General features: G+C 35.1%; 20 protein-coding genes, 1 tRNA gene and 1 pseudogene. 19 read left to right on the top strand and 3 right to left on the bottom strand.

Going from position 1 to position 21,807, the window contains the following annotated elements; genetic code table 11:
• Positions 1 to 848: 848 nt before the first annotated feature.
• Positions 849 to 1,676, bottom strand: a complete 828-nt coding sequence (locus A3IA_RS0104450) for an exodeoxyribonuclease III (RefSeq protein ID WP_018380150.1) — start codon at positions 1,674 to 1,676, stop codon at positions 849 to 851.
• Between the two features lie 688 nt (positions 1,677 to 2,364).
• On the opposite strand from A3IA_RS0104450, the gene A3IA_RS0104440 reads away from it, so the two are divergent.
• The 5 genes from A3IA_RS0104440 (at position 2,365) to A3IA_RS0104420 (ending at position 9,866) form a co-directional block, all read left to right on the top strand.
• A tRNA-Ser gene (locus A3IA_RS0104440) sits at positions 2,365 to 2,454 on the top strand.
• Between the two features lie 23 nt (positions 2,455 to 2,477).
• A complete protein-coding gene (locus tag A3IA_RS0104435) occupies positions 2,478 to 3,185 on the top strand; it encodes a YoaK family protein (protein WP_018380148.1) in 708 nt (235 codons plus the stop codon).
• A 253-nt stretch (positions 3,186 to 3,438) separates the two neighbouring features.
• Positions 3,439 to 5,097 (top strand): hypothetical protein, encoded by a 1,659-nt coding sequence (locus A3IA_RS0104430; protein ID WP_018380147.1) that lies wholly within the window; start codon positions 3,439 to 3,441, stop codon positions 5,095 to 5,097.
• A gap of 830 nt (positions 5,098 to 5,927) precedes the next feature.
• Positions 5,928 to 7,985 (top strand): methionine--tRNA ligase, encoded by a 2,058-nt coding sequence (gene metG, locus A3IA_RS0104425; RefSeq protein ID WP_018380146.1) that lies wholly within the window; start codon positions 5,928 to 5,930, stop codon positions 7,983 to 7,985.
• A 648-nt stretch (positions 7,986 to 8,633) separates the two neighbouring features.
• Positions 8,634 to 9,866: an aminoacyltransferase gene (locus tag A3IA_RS0104420; RefSeq protein WP_018380145.1), complete on the top strand. Its 1,233-nt coding sequence runs from the start codon at positions 8,634 to 8,636 to the stop codon at positions 9,864 to 9,866.
• A gap of 211 nt (positions 9,867 to 10,077) precedes the next feature.
• Here the strand turns inward: A3IA_RS0104420 and A3IA_RS12965 are convergent.
• Positions 10,078 to 10,212 (bottom strand): annotated as a pseudogene (locus tag A3IA_RS12965) (IS110 family transposase); the annotation flags it as partial.
• A 188-nt stretch (positions 10,213 to 10,400) separates the two neighbouring features.
• Between A3IA_RS12965 and A3IA_RS0104415 the strand changes: the two are divergent.
• The gene (locus A3IA_RS0104415) at positions 10,401 to 10,733 is read left to right on the top strand and encodes a PadR family transcriptional regulator (protein ID WP_018380144.1); all 333 of its coding nucleotides are present in this window, start codon (positions 10,401 to 10,403) and stop codon (positions 10,731 to 10,733) included.
• Positions 10,723 to 11,547, top strand: coding sequence for a hypothetical protein (locus A3IA_RS0104410; protein ID WP_018380143.1), 825 nt, complete (start codon positions 10,723 to 10,725; stop codon positions 11,545 to 11,547). Before A3IA_RS0104415 ends, A3IA_RS0104410 begins: the two co-directional genes overlap by 11 nt.
• A 157-nt stretch (positions 11,548 to 11,704) precedes the next feature.
• Here the strand turns inward: A3IA_RS0104410 and A3IA_RS0104405 are convergent, their stop codons facing one another.
• On the bottom strand, positions 11,705 to 12,343 hold the full coding sequence (locus A3IA_RS0104405; RefSeq protein WP_018380142.1) for a hypothetical protein: 639 nt from the start codon (positions 12,341 to 12,343) through the stop codon (positions 11,705 to 11,707).
• 160 nt (positions 12,344 to 12,503) lie between these two features.
• Between A3IA_RS0104405 and A3IA_RS0104400 the strand changes: the two genes are divergently transcribed.
• The 12 genes from A3IA_RS0104400 to A3IA_RS11835 form a co-directional block, all read left to right on the top strand.
• Positions 12,504 to 12,740, top strand: a complete 237-nt coding sequence (locus A3IA_RS0104400) for a DUF2829 domain-containing protein (protein WP_018380141.1) — start codon at positions 12,504 to 12,506, stop codon at positions 12,738 to 12,740.
• The gene (locus tag A3IA_RS0104395) at positions 12,733 to 13,434 is read left to right on the top strand and encodes a 3-oxoacyl-ACP reductase (RefSeq protein WP_018380140.1); all 702 of its coding nucleotides are present in this window, start codon (positions 12,733 to 12,735) and stop codon (positions 13,432 to 13,434) included. Before A3IA_RS0104400 ends, A3IA_RS0104395 begins: the two co-directional genes overlap by 8 nt.
• A 373-nt stretch (positions 13,435 to 13,807) precedes the next feature.
• On the top strand, positions 13,808 to 15,163 hold the full coding sequence (locus A3IA_RS0104390; protein WP_018380139.1) for a S8 family peptidase: 1,356 nt from the start codon (positions 13,808 to 13,810) through the stop codon (positions 15,161 to 15,163).
• A 41-nt stretch (positions 15,164 to 15,204) separates the two neighbouring features.
• Positions 15,205 to 15,903: a response regulator transcription factor gene (locus A3IA_RS0104385; RefSeq protein WP_018380138.1), complete on the top strand. Its 699-nt coding sequence runs from the start codon at positions 15,205 to 15,207 to the stop codon at positions 15,901 to 15,903.
• On the top strand, positions 15,881 to 17,248 hold the full coding sequence (locus A3IA_RS0104380; RefSeq protein ID WP_018380137.1) for a sensor histidine kinase: 1,368 nt from the start codon (positions 15,881 to 15,883) through the stop codon (positions 17,246 to 17,248). Before A3IA_RS0104385 ends, A3IA_RS0104380 begins: the two co-directional genes overlap by 23 nt.
• Before the next feature lie 78 nt (positions 17,249 to 17,326).
• Positions 17,327 to 18,019, top strand: a complete 693-nt coding sequence (locus tag A3IA_RS0104375) for an ABC transporter ATP-binding protein (RefSeq protein WP_018380136.1) — start codon at positions 17,327 to 17,329, stop codon at positions 18,017 to 18,019.
• A 1-nt stretch (position 18,020) separates the two neighbouring features.
• Positions 18,021 to 18,767, top strand: a complete 747-nt coding sequence (locus A3IA_RS0104370) for a lantibiotic immunity ABC transporter MutE/EpiE family permease subunit (RefSeq protein WP_018380135.1) — start codon at positions 18,021 to 18,023, stop codon at positions 18,765 to 18,767.
• A complete protein-coding gene (locus A3IA_RS0104365) occupies positions 18,736 to 19,401 on the top strand; it encodes an ABC-2 family transporter permease (protein ID WP_018380134.1) in 666 nt (221 codons plus the stop codon). The genes A3IA_RS0104370 and A3IA_RS0104365 overlap by 32 nt, the downstream gene beginning before the upstream one ends.
• A gap of 59 nt (positions 19,402 to 19,460) precedes the next feature.
• Entirely contained in the window at positions 19,461 to 20,531 is a 1,071-nt protein-coding gene (locus A3IA_RS11845; RefSeq protein WP_018380133.1) for a lanthionine synthetase C family protein, read from the top strand.
• Positions 20,532 to 20,533: 2 nt separating this feature from the next.
• Positions 20,534 to 20,836 (top strand): NisI/SpaI family lantibiotic immunity lipoprotein, encoded by a 303-nt coding sequence (locus A3IA_RS13415; RefSeq protein ID WP_018380132.1) that lies wholly within the window; start codon positions 20,534 to 20,536, stop codon positions 20,834 to 20,836.
• Positions 20,837 to 20,919: 83 nt separating this feature from the next.
• Complete coding sequence (locus A3IA_RS13410; protein ID WP_244862330.1) at positions 20,920 to 21,288, top strand: NisI/SpaI family lantibiotic immunity lipoprotein; 369 nt, start codon at positions 20,920 to 20,922, stop codon at positions 21,286 to 21,288.
• 321 nt (positions 21,289 to 21,609) lie between these two features.
• The coding region (locus A3IA_RS11835) for a transposase (protein WP_018380130.1) at positions 21,610 to 21,807 on the top strand (198 nt) is incomplete at its 3' end.

Here is a 21,807-nt window from a genome sequence, read left to right as displayed (position 1 = left end):
TGGATGATTTCCCATGGACTTCATCGAATTAATGTACGGAATCCACCACTGATAGGTTTGAGCAGATGTTTCAAGTATAGAGAGAGTAGTTAAGGTGACAGATGTTTTTTAGTCTATGAACGAGTCACAGGTAAAATAGTAGGGTTCTCCTTGAGATTCTTCCCTGTCAGTCGTAGAAGTTCCCTGTGATTTGTTTCGATTTTTGTCGGCTTTGATAACATGCATACATAGGTTTGCTTTTGTACTAAACAGAAACCCAAAATAGATGCTGATGCAATTTTTATGCACAATTGATTTCATATTCAATGAAAAGTAAAATGAGACTAGTTGACGTCGACAGATAGATTGGAGGGTCATCACATCAAGTCAACAAGGTTTGAATTTGATTTTCAGAGGGTATTAAGCCAAAACAAGCCAAGTTTTGAAAGACTATATGTACTTTTTTCAATCACTTCATTAAGCGTCTAAAATATTTGATGCTTACCTTTTTGTAGTACGAAAGTAAGGAGAGTGCTAATAGCTAAAGATGTCAAGCCCTCATGGCACAGATTAGTGTACTGGATGGGTCTATGATAGGAAGCATAGGATTTATTTTTTATGCTTGTTTTAATTCGTTTAATTGATTAAGAGGATAGAGCTAGTTTTATAGTGTCTAGATGCGTCTATTTTTGTTGAGTGTTAGGTGTTTGAGTGTCATAAAATGAAAAGTTGTTTTTCAGATAGGCAGCTTTGTTAGAACCAGTAGTTTCCCAAAATAGGGGTTTAAGTTCTTGAAAATGCTTGCTTGGTTCAGTTATTTCTCTTTATTTTGCTATAACAAAAACGGCATTTAACAGCCGTTTGTTTGTTTATAACTCAATTTCTAAAACGATTGGTGTGTGATCTTGTCGATCGCCGGAAGAAATCATTTCTGATTTGGTTACTTTATCAGCGAGTCGGTTTGATGTCAACCAGTAGTCAATTCTCCAACCTGTGTTGTTGATTTTACTTGTTTTACTGCGCTGGGCCCACCAGCTATAGACGTTAGGAATATCGCCATGGATATGGCGGAAGGTATCTGTAAATCCACGGTTGAGGAGATTGGTAAAGCCTTGACGTTCTTCATCTGTAAAGCCAGGAGAGCGCCGGTTTGAAGCAGGGTTTGCAAGGTCAATTTCTTTATGAGCAACATTATAGTCACCTGCTGCGAGAACGGGTTTTTGTTTGTCCAGCTCTGCTAGATACTCGGCATATTTTTCGTCCCAGATCTGTCGGTCATCTAGACGTTTCAAGCCATCACCAGCATTGGGTGTATAGACTTGTGTTACAAAAAAGTCATCGAATTCAAGCGTAATAATGCGACCTTCAACATCCATTGTAGTTGGTGCACCGATGTGAGGGAAACTTACGATTGGATTCAGATTGTTTTTATAAAGAAACATCGTTCCAGCGTATCCTTTGCGAGCAGGTTCTTCTGAGGAACGCCAAATATTATGGTAATTAGGAAAATAACTAAGTAAAATCTCTAAATGTTTTTTGGTAGGACCTTTTGCGGATAATTTAGTTTCTTGAATCGCAATGATGTCGGCATCTTCTTTGACGAGTGTTTCAATAACAGCTCGAGAGAGAAGTGCTCGGTTTGAGTCACTGGTTAAGGCAGCATTGAGTGAATCGATATTCCAGGAAATCAGTTTCATGAAGGGGATCCTTTTCTATAAATAAATTGCTTTTTCTTAGTGAAAATGAATAGTTGCTTTGATTACTAGGATTCACTATTAAGTAACTTAGCAATGTTCACTATTAATCTTCGATTTTTTTATTATAACAAAAATGGTCTGGCATAGCGAGAAGTGGTTTTTTTCTTGTGAAAATAAATACTTGAAACTATAAAAATATCATTCAATTTAATCTTAAAGTTCTTAAAAAGCATCTACATTGGAATCAAAATTTGTTTATCATTTGAAAATCTTGATAACAAATACAATTGGTAGACATCTAAGCGTTTTAAAGCAGCTAAGGCTGAAGAGCCTGTAGATTTTGTAAAGGTGTTTGGTTTAGAAAACATAGCTCAATAAGTCATTTTAAAAGAAGTCTTTTGTTATATTTGTTAGTGATACATTTCCCCGTCACGAAAACAGCCGTTCTTTTCATTATAAACTCATCGTGCCTCATTCCTTGAAGGTGTTGAAAATCCTGAGCCAGTATTACTGTTGATGGAGATAAATTGTGATTAGATTAGTGACTGGATAAATCAGTTTTGAATCTGGTGGGAACTTGGTGTTTTACGTATTGACGAATAGACAGACTTTTGGTAAAACTATTAGGAGTAAGTAATTGTCTTTTTTCTATTTGAATTTGAAGATGATTGTGGTCTTAAATCTTGATGGAGGATTACCCAAGTCAGGCTGAAGGGAACAGTTTCGAAAACTGTCAGGCGTGTAAAAGCGTGCGTGGGTTCGAATCCCATATCCTCCTTACCTTAGAGAATGAGTGGAACGATGTTTCGACAGAAATCTTATCATATTTATGAAAGCATGTTTTGTGCTTTTTTAGTGACCTTTATTAGTGGTTTTATCAATGCCTTTACTTACCTGACTCAGGGCGGTCGTTTTGCTGGTGTTCAAACTGGAAATCTTTTAATGATGGGGATTAGGCTAGCAGAAGGTCGCTTGCTTGAAGCGATTAAATTTTTAATTCCCATTATTGTTTTTATGGCTGGACAGGCTCTAACTTATTTTTTCAAATCTTGGGTTCTTAAAAATCGTTTTCATTGGCATTTGTTTTCGAGTTTAACGTTGACGTGCTTAGGTTTGATTGCTGTATTGGGATTAAAGTTATTTCATCCCTATATTATTGTTGGAATCCTAGCGCTTTTTATGTCCTTACAAGTTGATACGTTTAAGTCTATTCGTGGGACACCATTTGCAACGGTCATGATGACTGGTAATATTAAAAATGCTGCCTATTATTGGGTTAAAGGCTTTATTGAAAAAGATACCAAAGTCAGAAAAGATGGACGTAATATTTTATTTATCCTAGTTACTTTTTCATTGGGCGCTGTGTGCGCAACATTCCTAAGTGATCGATTTGGGGAACTATCTTTGATTTTTAGTTTAGTTCCTCTCCTTTTTTTAAATGCTTATTTGATGATAGGTGTAAAAAAAGGTCCTCATTATAATCCACGAAATATTTTAAAAAAATTATAAGTTTTTCAAGTTCTCTCTGAGGACTTGTTTTTTTATAGTCTTTTAATGGTGAGGGTTTGCCGGTGACAATCTGTAAGATAACAGTGAAATCGCATACTTAGAGTGATTTTGTGATATAATTTACTCAATTCTATAGTCAAATGAATTAACTTTCAGACAAGGAATTGAGACGCGGTCAGTACTTGAGTACGGCAAGTTGAAAGTGACAATGTATCAAAGTTAATTCAAAAGACTAGATTTGGGAGGTTGTGCGATGCAAAAGAAGATATTAGGTTTATTTTGGCTATTGTTTATGGCAATTTGGTATTGGTTTTATTTACCGCCCTTGTCAATTTTTAGCCAAGCCTTTTGGGTATTTTTTATATTAGGTGCTTGGTTAGCCATTGCTTTGGCTTATCTTTCTAAGCTACCCAAAGGTGACTGGCTGAAAGGAGGAAAAATCGGTCAAAAATCATTTAAAGGAGGCATTCGATTGGCAACAACTCCGATGCCTAAAGCATTTAAATGGCTTTTGATTGGGAGTATTGGTATCTTTGTTGGGATTTTCTTTTTAAATATAACACAGTCACGTGTTTTTAGGGCTAAAAGTTATGCTAATGTGATTTCTGTTAAAAATGCTTCTTTTGAAAAAGATTTTCCTGAGACAGATTTGTCAACCTTGGCTCTTTTGGATCGTAAATCTGCTAAGAAAATTGGAGATACTTATCTTGGGACTATTGATAAGGTGTCTCAGTTTGGGATTTCAGATGCCTACCGTCAGATTACTATTGGTAATCAGCCGTTTCGTGTCTCACCTCTGGAATACAAGAGTTTTTGGAAGTGGTTGTCTAACCGAAAAGAAGGGATTGATTACTATGTTAAGGTCAACCAGACCACTGGTAAGGCGCAGTTGGTTCGTTTAGATGAGAGTATGCACTACTCAGACTCGGAATTTCTTTTTAGGGATACCAAGCGTCATTTAAGATTACAGTTTCCAACGAAAATTTTTTCAGATCCATCATTTGAAGTTAATGATGAGGGACATCCTTATTACGTAGCGACGACTTTCAAACCTAGATTTGGTCTGACTTCACAAGATCCTACTGGTGCTGTACTTATGGATGCAGTAACTGGTAAGAGTCGTTTTTATGAACTAAAAGATATTCCTAAATGGGTTGATAGGGTTTATTCAGCTGAAAATGTCATGATGCGTGTTGATGACCATTATACTTATCAGGATGGTTATCTCAATACCTTATTTAGTCAGACAGGCGTTAAGAAAACGACTGATTTGTACAACTATATCGCTATTGATGGTGATATTTACCTTTATACGGGTATTACTTCCGTGACAGCTGATTCATCAAATCTAGGTTTTATTTTGGTCAATATGCGCACGCGCCAAGTGACTAACTACAAGTTGGCTTCTGCGACGGAGTCAGCCGCTCAAGCCTCTTCTGAAGGTGAAGTACAGGAGAAAAAATATCAGGCGACAGCACCAACTTTAGTTAAGCTTGATGGAAAAGCTTTCTATTTAGTATCTCTCAAGGACGATGCTGGTTTGGTTAAATCCTATGCTTTAGTGGATGCTGAAGACTATCAACAAGTGACAGTCAATAATGATATGGTCAGCCTTTTATCGCAATTTACGGAGGTTGACACAGATCAACTTGCGTCTATTGGAAATACTGGCAAGAAAGTAAAAATTATCTCAGGTCAGGTGGACAATTTAGCGAGCCAAATCATCTCAGGAACAACGGTTTATTACGTGTCGTCAGATGGTAATATCTATAAAATTAAGGCTTCTAGCAAAACCCTAGATAAATTGCCTTTCTTAGCAGTTGGTGATACCTTTAAAGGGGAGCTTGGAAAGGATAACTATCTTAATCGTGTTGAAATAAATCCTAAAGAATCAGCAATGGTTCAGGAATAGGTGTTATCATAACATTCAGATATTATTTGCTAATTCTTAGTAGCCACCTACTCTCTTAGTTTTTGATAGGATCTTTATTTGAAAAAGGTTGCCTAGCTTGTAATGTTGGCATCTTTTTCAATTAGCTGGCTATTCATGCAATCGGAAGATAATTACTTTTTATTAGCCATATGGTAGGATCGCTCGGCGGGAATGGAGAACATCTTAGCCCCAGAGTCTATTGGGATATTATAGCCTTGTAGGCGTTTGTGCATTCACGATTGTGTTTGAGTTGGATTCTTTATTGATTCCTTCTTTATCTTGGTTTGGAAACTGTCTTTTGGCAATTGCAGGGAAGACCGTGAAATAGAGGAAAAATGAGTTGAACGGATCATTACTGCTAACATCATATTTTATTCTCTTTATTATGTTTTGCCTGTCGTTCTTTTTGTAACTTTTAGTGGTGAAAGTTTGCTAGTTCTAATACTCATAATAGTGTGTCTACCTACTCTTACTTGCTATTGGTTTTATAAAAGAGACCAGGCAAATGGTCAAGACTTATTCTTCAAGGAAGATATGGTTATGGGAGAGGACTAAATCCCCAAAATTTTCGGGGGTTAAAATTAGTATATTTCTTTTAAGCCTTGTAAAAATATCGCTATTTATCGTTAATTTGTTTTTATCTTTCCCAGAACTTTGTTGAAAGAGTTAGTTAGTATTAAGCCTCTAGCACCTACAGATTTTGAGTCGGTATGGAATTTTTCTCATCCTTTTGAAATCCGATATGAAAATATGCTATAATCAAGTGTTACTATAGTCGTGTTTCATTTGCACGGAAAGGATATTGAATAATGACCAAATCATTTTATATTACAACCCCAATCTATTACCCGTCTGGGAAATTGCATATTGGTTCTGCTTATACAACCATCGCTTGTGACGTTTTAGCACGTTATAAACGCATGATGAATTATGACACTTTTTACTTAACAGGCCTTGATGAACATGGGCAAAAAATTCAAACAAAAGCAGAAGAAGCAGGTATTACACCACAAGACTATGTTGATGGTATGGCTGTTGACGTTAAGGAATTGTGGCAGTTGCTTGATATTTCATATGATAAATTCATTCGGACGACTGACGATTACCATGAAGAAGTGGTAGCGAAAGTTTTTGAACGGCTTTTAGAGCAAGGGGATATTTACCTTGGGGAATACCAAGGATGGTATTCTGTTTCTGATGAGGAATTCTTTACAGAGAGCCAGTTAGCCGAAGTTTACCGTGATGATGAAGGTAATGTCATCGGTGGTGTGGCGCCGTCTGGGCATGAAGTAGAGCTGGTTTCTGAGGAATCTTATTTCTTCAAACTTAGCAAATACGCTGATAAACTGGTTGCTTTCTACAAGGCTAATCCTGATTTTATCAGTCCCAATGTTCGCATGAATGAAATGCTAAAAAACTTTATCGAACCTGGTTTGGAAGATTTAGCTGTTTCGCGTACAACCTTTACTTGGGGTGTTCAAGTGCCTTCCAATCCTAAGCACGTTGTCTACGTTTGGATTGATGCGCTTCTCAATTATGCAACAGCCCTTGGTTATGGACAAGTTAATTCAGCGAACTTTGATAAATTCTGGTTAGCAGATACTGTTACTAAATCATGGACGGATGAGTCAGGTAAGACTTGGGAATTTACAGTAAATCCAGAGGTTAACCACATGGTTGGTAAGGATATTTTGCGTTTCCACTCGATTTACTGGCCAATCATTCTTATGGCGCTTGAATTGCCATTGCCAAATCGTTTAGTAGCTCACGGTTGGTTTGTCATGCAAGACGGTAAAATGTCTAAATCAAAAGGCAATGTGGTCTATCCAGAAATGCTAGTAGAACGTTTTGGTCTTGATTCGTTGCGCTACTACCTCATGCGCAGCCTCCCTGTTGGGTCTGATGGAACGTTTACACCAGAAGATTATGTTGGGCGTATCAACTATGAACTGGCAAATGACTTGGGTAACCTGCTTAACCGTACGGTTGCCATGATTAACAAATACTTCGGTGGACAAATTCCTGCCTACAAGGCAGATGTGACAGAATTTGATGCTGATTTGGCTGACCTTGTAGCTGAAAATATCAAACTCTATCACCAAAATATGGACGCAGTGGATTATCCAAGAGCCTTGGAAGCCATTTGGAATATTATCTCTCGCACCAATAAATACATTGACGAAACAGCACCTTGGCTCTTGGCTAAAGAAGACGGTGACAAGGAGCATTTGGCAGCAGTTATGGCACATTTAGCAGCTAGCTTACGTGTTGTTGCTCACCTCATCCAACCATTCATGATGCAAACATCAAATGCTATCATGCAACAACTTGGTTTGGGAGATGCTTTTGATCTTGAAAATCTTGAATTTTCAGGATTGCCAAGTGGTGCTCAAGTTATTGCAAAAGGGACACCAATCTTCCCACGTCTTGATATGGAAGTTGAAATTAACTACATTAAGGATCAAATGAATACTGGCAAATCTACAGAAGACAAAGAATGGATTCCAGAAGAAGTGGAACTCAAATCTCAAAAGGATGACATTAAATTCGACACCTTTGATGCGGTTGAAATCCGTGTTGCTGAAGTGAAGGAAGTAGAAAAAGTAGAAGGATCTGATAAGTTGCTTCGCTTCCGCTTGGATGCTGGAGATGGTGAAGACCGTCAAATCCTTTCTGGTATCGCTAAATTCTACCCAAATGAACAAGAACTTGTTGGTAAGAAGTTGCAAATTGTTGCCAATCTAAAACCGCGTAAAATGATGAAAAAATACATCAGTCAAGGCATGATTCTCTCAGCAGAACACGACGACAAATTGACTGTTTTAACTGTTGATGAAAGTGTGCCAAATGGTAGTGTGATTGGCTAATAAATGAAAAATAAGAGGAGATACCTCTTATTTTTTTGGTACGAAGACCGGTTTGCTAGTCGTTGCAAAATGCGTGATAATTCCAACAGAAAAACAATAATATGGATGGATGATATAGTCAAATGAATTAGCTTTCAGACAAGGAACTGAGATGCGGGCAGTACTTGATACTCTTTGAAAATCAAATTCAGATCTTGTTGACTTGATGTGATGAACTTAAGTTCTATCGGCTATCTGTGTCGCCTAGTCTGCTTTTGATTTTCATTGAGTATGAATAGGGTAAGTCGAAAGTGAGGGTGTATTAAAGTTAATTCAAAAGACTGTAACGGTGATGATAGCATGTAGCATGGGAGGCTTTCCATTACAATCGCTTTGGATTCACTATACCTCGTTTGTGGTTTTATCTCTTGTAGGGGGTCTGTGAACGGATAAAGGAAAATGAGGATTACTGTCATTAAATGTCTAAGCTCGATCTTCGAAAATGAAGAAGATGTCGCCTTTTTGTCACATTTTCTTTGATTTTGATAAATGGCAAAATCTTTTGTAAGATCTGTGTGATTGGAAAGTATTTTTACAGCTGATTAAAAGTTCTGTCCTAGTCCCATTTTTGTTATAATGATAGAGAAGCATTCTAGAAAAGGATTTAAGATGGTGTTAGTAGAATTAAGTAAAGAACAATATGGCGATGCCCTATCGCATTTTTCAGAGATTTCGTTTACGCAGTCTTTGGAAATGGCAGAGCTACTTAGTAAGCGTGGTTTTTCGATCCGTTTTATGGGATTTGAAGCTGACGGAGGTATTCAAGTCGCAGGAATTTTATACAGCAAAGCTATGGCTGGCGGTCTGCACATGGAGATGAATACAGGACCTGCAAGTAATGATTGGTCGTATTTGAAAGAATTTTACAAAGAATTACAAGACTTTGCTAGGAAAAATGGTGCGCTGGAATTGATTATCAAACCTTATGACACCTATCAGGAATTTACCAGTGATGGTGAGCCTGCTGGAGAAGAGCGTAAGGATTTGCTAGAAACTTTGACAGGTCTAGGATTTAGCCATGATGGTTTGCAGACAGGCTATTCTAGTGGTGAACCAGATTGGTTATACGTTAAAAGTTTAGAAGGGCTTACGGCGCAGAATTTACGTAAATCTTTTTCTAAGAAGGGAAAACCGTTAGCCAATAAAGCAGCCTCCTTTGGCACTAAATTACGTCAGTTAGAGCGTTCAGAGCTCTCTATTTTCAAGGAGATTACATCGTCAACATCTGAGCGCCGTGAGTATTCGGATAAGCCGTTGGACTATTACGAAGATTTTTATGATGCTTTCGGTGATAATTGCGAATTCATGGTGGCAGAAATTAATTTCCAAGATTATTTGGCAAATCTTCAAAAAGATTTAGGAAATTTATCAGCTAAGTTAGCAGATTTAGAAGACAAATTAACTACTAATCCTGATTCTCGAAAATACCAAAATATGAAAAAAGAGTATCAGGCACAAGCTGAGACTTTTGAAAAGCGGATTTTAGAAGCTAAAGATTTGATTGCAGAACATGGATCAGAAGATGTGGTTATGGCTGGTAGTCTCTTTGTCTATACGGTGCGTGAGGCGATTTATCTTTTCAGTGGTTCTTATACCGAATTTAATAAATTTTACGCTCCCGTAGCTCTGCAAGAACATGTCATGTTGGAAGCTATTAAACGTGGAATTCCAACTTATAATTTCCTAGGTATTCAAGGGGTATTTGATGGTAGTGATGGTGTTCTTCGTTTCAAACAGAATTTCAATGGCTACATCGTTCGCAAAATGGGAACCTTTAGGTATTATCCAAATCCTCTCAAGAAAAAAGTTATTGATAGTATAAAAAAACTCTTGGGGAGATAAAAACTTAAAGACTGATAGTAAACTCAATCTTTTTTCTACCATTTGTCAAGCTTATCAAGCTTTTAATCGAAAAATTTTTTAAGACAATAGCTTGGATTTAGCTATTGTCTTATTTTTCTGCTCTAATTAGCGTCAAAAAGTGTACACGAAAACAACACCTTATTTTGTTATTTTTTGNATAAGGTGTTACAATGATATAGCATCAACGACTTTAATGATTTTGGGTCGAAGCATAATCGTAAAGTTTGTTATGCGTTATGANGTAATACATTGTCCTGATGAGGCGATGTATAGAGGCAATCGTATGTGGCTTAGTTGAAGTCATCTGCGATTGTCTTTTTCGTTTTTATCGGGAACTATTATGCTTTACAAACTAGTTGAAATGAGTTATACTAAATTTGTAAGCTAGTATGTAAAACAAACTAGAGTGTCGTCACTCAATTGTGGGGTGTTTGTTTGCCTGTGGCAATCGTAAGTTTTGGTTATCTTATTAGGAGTTGTTCCAGATGATATACATAAGAGAGGGGGGATAATGTGAGAGAAACGCAGTTATTAAAAGGGGTTCTGGAAGGCTGTGTCTTAGAAATCATTGCTCAAAAAGAAATTTACGGCTATGAATTAGTACAAAAGTTGAGGCAATCGGGCTTTGAAAACATGGTTGGCGGAACAGTTTACCCACTCCTTCAAAAGTTGGAAAAAAAAGGCTATATCAGAGGTCGGATAAAGCCCTCGTCAGATGGACCGGACCGTAAGTATTTTACCATTACACGAGACGGAGAAAGTTATTTGATAGACTTTTGGCAGGAGTGGTCTAGTCTTGTAGAGAAAGTGGGACAGCTTCAGAAAGGAGCACATGATGAAAAATGATAAACAGATATTAAGAGATAAAACTAATGGCATTATAGATAGCTTGAAACCTGAAAATAAAGATTATTTTGAGACTATTCAAGGGTACATGATCTTAAAATCCTTCTTTAAAGATGAAAAATTCATTTTGGAACAGCTTTATGCTATGGCTAGTGATCTTAGAGTGGCAGAAAGAGATGGTTTATCTGCGCTTGACTTTTTTGGAACTGATTCTAAGGAAATGGCGGATCAGCTTTTAGAGAATGCTCCAAAAGTCACCATTAAGGAAATAGCAAGCATTTATTTTAGTGCGGTATTTGTCTTATTTGGTATTGAAATTCTTGTTTTATTTTCTAAGACAGGTCACTTTCAATTGGAATTGTTTATGTTCATGGCGTCTTGTATCAATGCTTTACTGATTTGCTGGATTGTGTTTACAGTGTTACCAAAATTTCTTTTCAATGAGAAGCAGTCTAAGGTGCTTATTGGCTTGGCTGTTGTTGCAGCAATTATACTCTTTAATGTTGTTTTCAGCTTGCCTGATATGATTGGAGACAAGGGAATTTATCTTAAATTTCCAGAAGCAGTTGATTGGCTATTTGCCATCGTGACAGGTATAGTGATGCTCGTTTTATTCGTTAAGAAAAGCGTAATCAGAGCTTCAGTCTTTCCGATTTTAGCATTTTTACTATTAGGTATTATTAAGAAATTAATAGCCATGCGAATTCTTAGTGGCGAATTGTGGTCCATTTGGATACCTGTTTGCGCGTTAGTTTTAGGAATGTTGATTTTTTATGTGATAAGCTATAGGACTATCAAAGAGTCTGGTAAGTGATAAGGTATTTGAAACGCTTTGAAAATCAAATTTAGACCTTGCTGATTTGGTGGGCTTCAGTTCTATCTGTATCGGTGTCGACTGATCTGATTGTGATTTTCATTGATTGTGAGCAATTTATTTAGCATTTTTAAAAGGCTGAAGTTTCCTCAGCCTTTTAGTCTTTATTAAAAATAATATTGTGTTCATGGTGCTTGGAGCTAAAAACCAATTGTCGACCATTGTCAACGACTTTATAAGTGAAGCTATCTCCCTTTTTAAATTTATGTTTTGTTACTTTAGGCGCGCTGACCTTGGTAATTGACATGTTATGAAATAGAGGATCAAGATGAGTTTGGAAGAGTGGTATGGTTAACTGGGCTGCTTGTGGGTCATAAGTACCATTTAGTGACGTTACATTTTTAGCAAGTTGCTGATCGACAAATTGATACCAATCACTTATATTCTGATTTTCATTGCTACCTTGGGCTAGTTTTTTAGCCAAGGCTTTACGGTCGATTTTACACGTGACCATAAAATGCCCCTGCGCGTTGGATATGTTAATGGTTGCTGAAATTTCGGTGATGTAATCGTTGGCTTGATGATCATGTGTCCAGTCAGATAGATTTTGATTAATATTTCTTTCTAACGTTTGACTGATATAGGGACTGGACCAAGTGCCTTGGATATTGTTTTTTGAATATAGGAGGGTTAAAGAAATTGCAAGAGAGATTAATAGAAAGGTACTTGCAATAAATAGTATTTTTCCGATTTGTTTGTGGGGAAGCCTGTCTAATAGTCTATGTTTCAAAGTCATTGTGCACCCTCCTTCTAGCTGTTATAGCTTATTTAGCATTCATATCTTACCATAGAAGGCACAGAAATTCATGACATAGATACTATGTCAGCACAAAGAATGATAACCTTACGTGGAAATTATGATAGAATATCATTAGTTTATTATAAGGAGAAAAAACATGACATTTGAAGAGATTTTACCAGGACTAAAAGCAAAGAAAAAATATGTTCGTAGCGGTTGGGGAGGTGCTGAAAACTATGTGCAACTCTTTGATACGCTTGAGGTGAACGGTCAAAAACTAGAAGCGACGCCTTATTTTCTCATCAATGTGACTGGTGACGGAGAAGGCTTTAGCATGTGGAGTCCGACGACTTGTGATGTTCTTGCTGAAGATTGGATTGAAGTACATGACTAAAACCGTTCTTGTCACAGGTGCAGCATCAGGGATTGGTCAAGCTCAAGTGGATCTTTTTTTGGAAAAGGGCTACGCGGTTTATGGTGTCGATAAGTCAGCAAAGCCTGACTTATCTCATCATAATTTTCAGTTTTTCCAAATGGACTTGAGAGGTAATCTGGCTGCGCTTTACGAGCATGTTCCACAAGTGGATATCCTATGTAACACCGCTGGAATCTTAGATGATTACAAGCCCTTGCTAGATACTTCTGAAGAGGAGTTACAAGTGGTTATGGAGACTAATTTTTTTGCAACGGTTACCCTAACCCGACACTATTTGAAAAAAATGGTCGAAAAAAAATCAGGGATTATCATTAATATGTGCTCTATTGCCAGCTTTATGGCTGGTGGCGGTGGTGCTGCTTACACCTCCTCAAAACATGCCCTGGCTGGCTTTACCCGTCAACTGGCTTTGGATTATGCCAAAGATGGCATTCAGATTTTTGGAATTGCGCCCGGCGCGGTGAAAACTGCAATGACGGCGGCAGATTTTAAACCTGGAGGCTTGGCTGATTGGGTTGCTCAAGAAACGCCTATTGGTCGTTGGACAGATCCAGCTGAAATTGCCGAATTGACTCTCATGCTAGCTTCGGGAAAACTGGCTTCCATGCAGGGCGAAATCGTCAAAATCGACGGTGGATGGAGTTTGAAATAAAAGATGAGTTTGGAAAGTAACCCAAACTCATTTTTTATCAACTTATTTTTTTGATCATTCTTAGTAAGGCTACCATAAATAGAAATAATCACAAAATTGAATAGAGTACATGAACTAGATAGTATTTATAAAGTGTTTGGTGGTAATAAGTATCGTGCGGTTGAAAAGGCAGCACTTCTATGTACAAATTTTGCCGATGAAGTCACCACTTTTTCAGTTTAATATTTCTCATTGTGGCAATATTTTTATAGGGGAACTAACCATATGAAATGTAGTGAGGAAATATAGGTACATAGATTTTTTAGATCTGAACAAAATCTGAAAATTATGTGATATCATTTAAAACAAAAACGTAAAAGGAGAGTATAATACCATGAGAAAAAGAATTTTTTTATCGGTTCTTGTGTTATTTTCGTTTTTTATTTTAGTAGATAGAGTTGAAGCTGTTACTGAGGTAAATTCTAAGTATAATGTGTTATTAAAAGAATCGGTATCAATTGACATAGTTAAACGAGAGTTTGATAAACAAGGTATAAAAGTTATTGATACTATTCCTGAAATAAATTTTTTTACTGTTACTACTGAAAAAAGTAAAGAAGAAGTAAAAAAAGAAAATAATGATTTGATTGACGATATACTTGAAGACAATATCATGACTGTCAAACCTAATATTACCTATTTGTACGGGGAGAATGTCATTACAAATTCTAATGTGGATTTTTGGGCACATCAATGGGATATGCAAAAGAGTATTAGTACTGGAAGCAAGTTTAACCATAAATCTTCTGGTGAAGCAACAATTGGTGTCATTGATTCTGGTGTTACATATGACAATCCAGAAATATATTCAAATATCATCTCTGTTCAGAATTTTACTACCGATTTAGAAACAGGTGCTCTTGACGAACAAAATATTTTAGACAAAACTGGTCACGGAACATCTGTTGTTGGACAAATCTCATCAAATGGTCAATACCTAGGTATTGCGCCTGGAATGAAGATACGAATGTATCGTGTTTTTGATGAGGGGAATGCCCAAGACCAATGGATTTTGAAAGCACTTGTTCAAGCGGCAAAAGATGATGTTGATGTTATTAATCTTAGTTTAGGAGAATATTTACTAAAAGATTCCAGTGATGAAGACGATAATACAGCCCTGATTAATATCTACCAACGAGCAATTAATTATGCTCATAATCAAGGTTCAATTGTTGTTGCTTCGGTAGGAGATGAAGGGATGGATTTACAAAATCAAGTTGAACTAAAAAATTATCTTGGAAATTTAAGAGGGAAGGATTATAGTCAGGTTGACGGAATAGTGCAAGACATTCCAGCTGAATTAGATAATGTTGTTACAGTTGGTTCAGTGGATGATAATGATCTTGTGTCTAGTTTTTCAAATCAAGGAAAAGATAATATAGATATCTATGCAACAGGAGGTGGAAGTCAAGAGCTTTCTAAAATAGGATACGAAAAATGGGTGGCTGAAAGATCATATGAAAAAGAATGGATTATTGTTCCAACCCTTGAGGGAAAGTATACTTATGCATACGGGACATCAATTTCAACTCCTAAGGTTTCAGCGGCTTTGGGATTAATTATAGAAAAGTATAATTTGAAAGATCAACCGGATGTAGCGACTAAATTACTGTATGATAATTGCTGGTTAAGTAACAATGGTAATGGTGAACAGATTAGATTGCTAAATATCACGAATTTTGTTCAATGATAGTGTAAAATAAAAAGGAATAGGTATATTGAGGTGATAGCATGTACAAAATATTAGTTGTGGATGATGATTATGAAATTTTAAAGTTAATGCGAACTATTTTCGAGATGAAAAACTATAATGTAACGACTTATCAGGAGATTAAATTTCCTATTGAAATTAATGATTTTAAAGGCTTTGATTTAATACTCCTTGATGTTATGATGCCTAATATTGATGGTTTACAAATTTGTAAATGCATTCGTGATTCAGTATCATCTCCAATTATTTTTGTAAGTGCCAAAGATACTGAAGATGATATTGTATCAGGATTGAATCTAGGTGGCGATGACTATATAGCAAAACCGTTTAGTGTTAACCAATTAGTTGCTAAAGTGGCTGCCCATTTAAAACGCGAAGATCGACATAAACTAGCAAAATTGAATGAGCCTGTCATCCGAGAACTACTACCGATAACATTTTACCTTCAAGAAAAAGTGGTGTGTGTTAATAGTGAGCCAATTCCTCTTACTAGCAGGGAATATAGTATTTTAGAGCTCTTATCTAGTAAAACGAGAAAAGTTTTTACAAGAGAGGATATTTACGGACATGTTTATGATGATGAAGCGGATGCGTTATTTCATTCAATTTCGGAATATGTTTATCAAATTCGTGCCAAATTTTCTCGGTATGGGATTAATCCCATTAAAACAGTGAGGGGAATGGGATATAAATGGAATGATGAAAAGGTATTCAATTAATAAGAGAATTGTAAGGACAGTTGTTGAAATAGTAACTGGCACGATTGTAAACCTTATTTTGTTACTTGTATTGAGCTATGCTCTGATTTTTGCAGGTCAGCTGAATACGTATGGAACAGACTATCATATTTCAATTAGTGATAATAGAACCACTAACAGCATTAAGAATCAGATAGAACATACTGTCTTTGATTATGTATTATTTGATAGTGAAACTGGTGAACTAGTCTCTGGAAAATATCAAAAAAAAGATTTGCAACATTATAAGGAAGTTTTTGACACTGGAAATTCGGTCAGCAAAGGTTCTATATTGTATACAGAATATGAGAATTCAAATTTTGCTTTGGTTATTAGAAGACCAACAATTCCTGAATTTGTAAATCCAAACTTTCGACATGTTTCTTATAATTTAGTCTCTTATTTGTTTCTTATAGGGCTAGAATTGCTATTCATTTCTATCTCTGTCATAAAGCTTTTAAAAGAATTTACAAAGAACTTTCGTTTAATTGAAAAAATATCTCTTAATATGGGAATACCAGGGATGGCTATTGAGCGCAAGGAAACTGAAATGCTAGAATTTAATAATATTTTACTGACACTTTACCAAAAAGATGAAGAATTGACAAAGTTATTAGAAATGGAGAAGAAAGATAAAGAGGATTTGTCATTTCAAGTTGCTGCATTAGCACATGATATTAAAACCCCATTAACTGTTTTAAAGGGGAATATTGAGTTGCTTGAAATGACTGATTTAGATGAAAAACAATTAGAATTTATGGCATCAATGAATCATAGTGTTGGTATATTTGAAAAGTATTTTAATTCAATGGTTAATTACTCAAGGTTACTAATTGAAGATAAAGATTATCAGGAAAACATTGATTTATCAGAATTTCTTGATGAACTATCATTAGAATGTCGAGATATTATGTTCTCAAAACAAATTGATTTTCAAATAGTTAATACAGCAGATATTCAAATGATTAAAGGAAATCGTCTTAATTTAGATAGAGCTTTGCTAAATATCCTATCTAATGCGGCTAGGTATTGCTCGGAAGAGGGCAAGGTGATTCTTTCTATATCATCTGAGAGGTCCAATTTTATAAGTTTTGAAATTTGGAATAGTGGTTTACCATTTACGGAAGAAGCTCTAAAGGATGGGGGGAAACTCTTTTATACAGAAAATAAAGGAAGAAGCGATAAACATTACGGAATTGGACTTTCATTTGCTCAAAAAATAGCTATGAGACATCAAGGTGAATTAGTACTTTCAAATCCACAAAAAGGTGGTGCACAGGTTACTTTATTAATCAAAAATATTTCAGAGGTAGCAACTAAAAAGTAGTACTACCTCTTTTTTCTGAACAAATACTGAAAAAATTTTTCTATACTACTTATAAACAAAGAAATGGAGGTAGAAAAAATGGAAGTTACCATTCAAAATTTAAGAAAAAGTTATAAAGACAAAGAAGTTTTAAAAGGTGTTTCTTTCATGATAGAAGAAGGTACTATTTGTGGTCTCTTAGGGGTAAATGGTGCGGGAAAATCTACTATTATGAAAATCATGTTTGGCTTGGAAAGTGCTGATAGTGGAGAGGTAATCTTTAATAGAAGGCACAGAAAGGTTGGAGAGAGTAATAGATTTGATATTGGGGCATTGATTGAATCTCCTGCTATCTATTTGAATCTTTCTGCATTTGATAATCTAAAAACACGTGCATTGCTTTATGGTATCTCAGACGAAAGGATTCAGGAAGTGCTTCGATTGGTTGGTTTAGATAATACTGGTAAAAAGAAAGCTGGGCACTTTTCATTGGGAATGAAGCAGCGACTTGGTTTAGGAATGGCAATTATCACAAATCCTTATTTATTAATTTTAGACGAGCCGACCAATGGTTTAGACCCAGACGGAATAAAAGAATTGCTAAATTTAATTAGGGAATTAAAAAAATCAGGAATGACTATCCTTCTATCAAGCCATCAATTAAGTGAAGTTAGCAAAGTTGCAGATAAAATAGTTATATTGAATCAAGGTGAGATCTTTTATGATGATGTCAATAAAGATTCAAATGACTTAGAAAACCTATTCTTTAGAATTGTCCACGGGGGTGAATGAGATGACTAATATTTTTAAATCTGAGTGGCTTAAACAAAAGTCCAGCTCTGATAAAAAGCTACTAATCTTTATACCATTTTTAGCAATATTTATAGCTTTCATACTAGCGGGTCCCATTAATCTAGAAAGTTTCTCAATTTATTGGTGGGAAGGAACTTTCCTATTTACTCTTCTTGGATTGTTATTTTTAGTAGACTATAGCGCAGAAGAGAATGCAGGTTCATTTCAAAATATTAGTTTAGGTAGACATACATTTACTATTTATTTAGCCAAGATACTATTAAAGCTGAAGGATGTTTTGATTTCAACTATTATTTTTACAATAATATTTTACGGTACCTCATGTCTTTTCCCAGGTATGATTTCAGTAAATATTGGTAAAGATTTTGCTTGTTTATTACTTATTGGCTTTTCTTCTGCTTGGACATTGCCACTGTTATATTTTCTATCAAAATGGTTAAATCCCTATCTCTTATTAGCTGCAAATTCCCTTATTTGCTTATTGGTTGCTCCTCTGATAGCTCAGACATCGATTTGGTTTATATTTCCTTATACTTATCACTATAAAATTGCTTATGCTTTTTTGCACTTGAAACCATCAGGAGATTTAGATGTATCAGCTAGTGGGATTGGAATGACGACAATTTTAATATCATTAGTTCTATCGATTTTGGTTTTTATGAGCTTCCTGAGCTTATTGAAGTGGAGGATAACAAATGAACAAAATTCTAAAAAGCGAATTACTTAAGTGGAAGGGGTCTTTTGCTTTAAATCTTATTTTGGTGTTAGCAATTATCCAACTATTCACAATTCCTCTTTATTTACACTTTACTAGTAATTCAGTTTTAATTGAAAATATCATTTTTTTACCTATGTTAGGATATTGTATATTAGCATCAATTTTCTCTATTTTACTTCATGAACAAGAGGAAAAAGCAAATTCTTTTCAAAATATAAATAGTGAAAAAAATAGGGCAATCATTTGGGGAATGAAACTTATTGCGACAGACTTACTAATGGTTTTACTGGGTATTCCAGTTTGGATAGTAGTAGGATTTGATTTTGATAGACTTTCCTATTATGCTTATGTTGGTGTGATTAGCTGGTTACTATTAATATTACTTAACCATTTTCATATGTTACTTAGTCTTATCATGGGAAAGGCAGGAAATTTAGTAATTTCTTTTATCGAATGTTTGTTTATTATATTTGCAACAAACAAAGTATTTCTAGATAGTTACTGGCTGCCTATCGCTTTACCAGTTAATCTTATACTGGAATTTGGAGGAAATAAAATTTTTATGATTATAACATACTTAATTGGTTTTATTATATTGTTGTATTTCTGTAATCTAGCCGTTATAAATAAGTTTAAAATTTAAAAGAATATGTAAGAAATGGTAGAAAATATTCAATTAGAACTGATGAGTATATTAATTTTATGGCTAAACAAATGAAAAGTTATGGTGTTTTATCTGATTCTTTATTTTCAGGAGTTTCTGGAATTGGAATTAGCTTACTTCATTTAGTTGAAGAACATCCAGAATACTATAACTTATTGATTAGTTTTAATAATTACATTAAGTACTATACATTAAATAAGATTGAAAATATAGATATTAAGCAAATTTCCCCTACAGATTATGACATCATTGAAGGGGTATCTGGAGTGTTGGTTTATCTTTTAGCACAGGAGCAGGGGAAAAATGATTATGTAATAAACAGAATTATCAATTTCTTATCTGAGTTTTCACTAAAAAATTCTACTTCAACAGGCTTTTATGTAGAATCCAATAATCAAATGTCTGATACGGAATCCAAGCTTTATCCATTAGGATGTCTTAATTTTGGTTTGGCACACGGCCTTGCTGGCGTTGGTGTGATGTTATCTTATTCAAAATTAAAAGGCTATTTTGATGAAAAATCTATTGCAGCAATCAAAAAAATTATAACAATCTACGAAAAACATGAGTTGAAAAATCACATGTGGAAAGAGGGGTTAAGTACAATTGAACTAAGGAAAACAGAAAAAAACAATTTACATTATGAACTTATTCGAGATGCGTGGTGCTATGGTAGCCCAGGGATTAGTTTACTATATTTGTATTCTAGTTTAGCTCTAGAAGATAAAAAACTTAAATCTAAAGCTTGTAACATCTTGAAGGCCTCAATTAGGAGAAGTAATGGTTTAGAGCAGTCTATTTTGTGTCACGGATTTTGTGGAACTATAGAGATTTGCTTACTCTTTAAAAAAATTTTTAAAACAAATGATTTTGATGAATGCATAAGATTTCTTAAGGGGAAGTTATTAAGTGATTTCAGAGAAGAACTGACATATGGTTTTAATACTACTGCAGAATTTGAAAGCATAAAAGCAAAAGATAACCTTGGTTTTTTAGATGGGGTAATTGGCATTCTGTTAACAATGATTGATTTAAACAGTTTAAAAGTCAATTCGAATTGGAAAAGTGCAGTTTTACTATTTGATGATGTTACAAAGGAGGTCGGGTAGATATGAAGAAAGTTTTATTTTGTCTAGTTGTTCTTTTTGGAATTTTTGACTTGATTGCATGTAATTCTATCTACAATAAGTCACTAGAATTATATCAGTCAAAAAAATTCCATAAGTCAATAAAATTTCATAATCATTCATTTAATGAATTTACTTATAAGGGAAATAACTATACAATTACGAATCACATCGTTGATGAAAATGACCTAGGTACTGTGAAGGAAGGATTTTTAAAAACTTTAGTAATTGATACAAAGAGACCCAGAAAGTTATTAGTAAAAGTAACAAAGATACTGTTTCCTTAGCATATAGCGGGCTCTATAATCTTAGCGACGGCCTAGCTATCTCTGTAAATGGTTCTTATTATAAGGTTTCTTTGAGTTCGGATTTGAAATCTAATAATGAAATGCTGAGCATAGAAAGATTCAAGAACGATTCAGTAGGTGGGCAACTTGCAATTGATTCATCTGATTGTAGGATAGTCAAATTTAAGAATAAGAAGTTTCGTGTTTCATCAGAGATAGTATCAGATGATGAACTAAAAGAATTTCTAGGAGTAATAGCAGATTCAAAAACATTTATTTTGGATACGGGAAAAGAAATTCCTAAATCAGAACTGAATAAAATCGATTACTCTGGATCTAGTTCTGATGAAAAAAGAGAAGTTTGGGATTACGGAGAAGTCTATTTATTAGCAGAAGAAGGAACTATAGCAGTTGAAATTAATAATGAGTATAGAATTGCACGTTTAGAATAAACGATAGATTATCCAGGTATGATTCAACTTGATTTACCTAGATTTTTAGGCTCTTTTCTACCACTTGTCAAGCATATCAATGCTTTTAGCGAAAAATATTTTTCAGGTGGTCGTTCAATTACGTCTCCTGTCTAGTTTTTAAGTTCGGACAAGCCTAACAGGATAAGAAAGTTATTGAGTCGTTTTTTAGATTTTATTGGCTCTTTGTCAACTGTAGTGGGTTGACTTATAGCTAACACCGAGAGAGAATTAGATTGGGAGCCCACTGAAAAAGTCATCGTTTGATGGCTTTTTTTGCTATACTAAAGTTGAGGTGATGATATGCTTGATAATCAGTTGACTTTAGATGTTAGTCCCTATTCTACTCTGTATGATATTGTTGTTCCTAAAACTCATTTTTTACGGCAGCTAACGGAACTCTGTGATTTTAGCTTTATTTATGATGAGCTGGAAAAGAATTATCAACCTGACTTCGGACGTCGTGCCTACTCTCCTATCATGATGTTCAAGTATCTCTTA

Origin of the sequence: Streptococcus thoraltensis DSM 12221 (assembly GCF_000380145.1) — a bacterium.
GTDB lineage: Bacteria > Bacillota > Bacilli > Lactobacillales > Streptococcaceae > Streptococcus > Streptococcus thoraltensis.
This window is presented reverse-complemented; position numbering and strand designations above follow the sequence as displayed.

What these genes read in the sequence shown, in the direction of transcription:
- A3IA_RS0104380 (WP_018380137.1), top strand. Translation starts at nt 15,881, where the DNA reads ATGATGAAAAGGTATTCAATTAATAAGAGAATTGTAAGGACAGTTGTT.
- A3IA_RS11845 (WP_018380133.1), top strand. Translation starts at nt 19,461, where the DNA reads ATGGCTAAACAAATGAAAAGTTATGGTGTTTTATCTGATTCTTTATTT.
- A3IA_RS0104385 (WP_018380138.1), top strand. Translation starts at nt 15,205, where the DNA reads ATGTACAAAATATTAGTTGTGGATGATGATTATGAAATTTTAAAGTTA.
- A3IA_RS0104405 (WP_018380142.1), bottom strand. Translation starts at nt 12,343, where the DNA reads ATGACTTTGAAACATAGACTATTAGACAGGCTTCCCCACAAACAAATC.
- A3IA_RS0104420 (WP_018380145.1), top strand. Translation starts at nt 8,634, where the DNA reads ATGGTGTTAGTAGAATTAAGTAAAGAACAATATGGCGATGCCCTATCG.
- metG (WP_018380146.1), top strand. Translation starts at nt 5,928, where the DNA reads ATGACCAAATCATTTTATATTACAACCCCAATCTATTACCCGTCTGGG.
- A3IA_RS0104395 (WP_018380140.1), top strand. Translation starts at nt 12,733, where the DNA reads ATGACTAAAACCGTTCTTGTCACAGGTGCAGCATCAGGGATTGGTCAA.
- A3IA_RS0104430 (WP_018380147.1), top strand. Translation starts at nt 3,439, where the DNA reads ATGCAAAAGAAGATATTAGGTTTATTTTGGCTATTGTTTATGGCAATT.
- A3IA_RS0104410 (WP_018380143.1), top strand. Translation starts at nt 10,723, where the DNA reads ATGAAAAATGATAAACAGATATTAAGAGATAAAACTAATGGCATTATA.
- A3IA_RS0104365 (WP_018380134.1), top strand. Translation starts at nt 18,736, where the DNA reads ATGAACAAAATTCTAAAAAGCGAATTACTTAAGTGGAAGGGGTCTTTT.
- A3IA_RS0104390 (WP_018380139.1), top strand. Translation starts at nt 13,808, where the DNA reads ATGAGAAAAAGAATTTTTTTATCGGTTCTTGTGTTATTTTCGTTTTTT.
- A3IA_RS0104375 (WP_018380136.1), top strand. Translation starts at nt 17,327, where the DNA reads ATGGAAGTTACCATTCAAAATTTAAGAAAAAGTTATAAAGACAAAGAA.
- A3IA_RS0104400 (WP_018380141.1), top strand. Translation starts at nt 12,504, where the DNA reads ATGACATTTGAAGAGATTTTACCAGGACTAAAAGCAAAGAAAAAATAT.
- A3IA_RS0104370 (WP_018380135.1), top strand. Translation starts at nt 18,021, where the DNA reads ATGACTAATATTTTTAAATCTGAGTGGCTTAAACAAAAGTCCAGCTCT.
- A3IA_RS13415 (WP_018380132.1), top strand. Translation starts at nt 20,534, where the DNA reads ATGAAGAAAGTTTTATTTTGTCTAGTTGTTCTTTTTGGAATTTTTGAC.
- A3IA_RS0104435 (WP_018380148.1), top strand. Translation starts at nt 2,478, where the DNA reads ATGTTTCGACAGAAATCTTATCATATTTATGAAAGCATGTTTTGTGCT.
- A3IA_RS0104450 (WP_018380150.1), bottom strand. Translation starts at nt 1,676, where the DNA reads ATGAAACTGATTTCCTGGAATATCGATTCACTCAATGCTGCCTTAACC.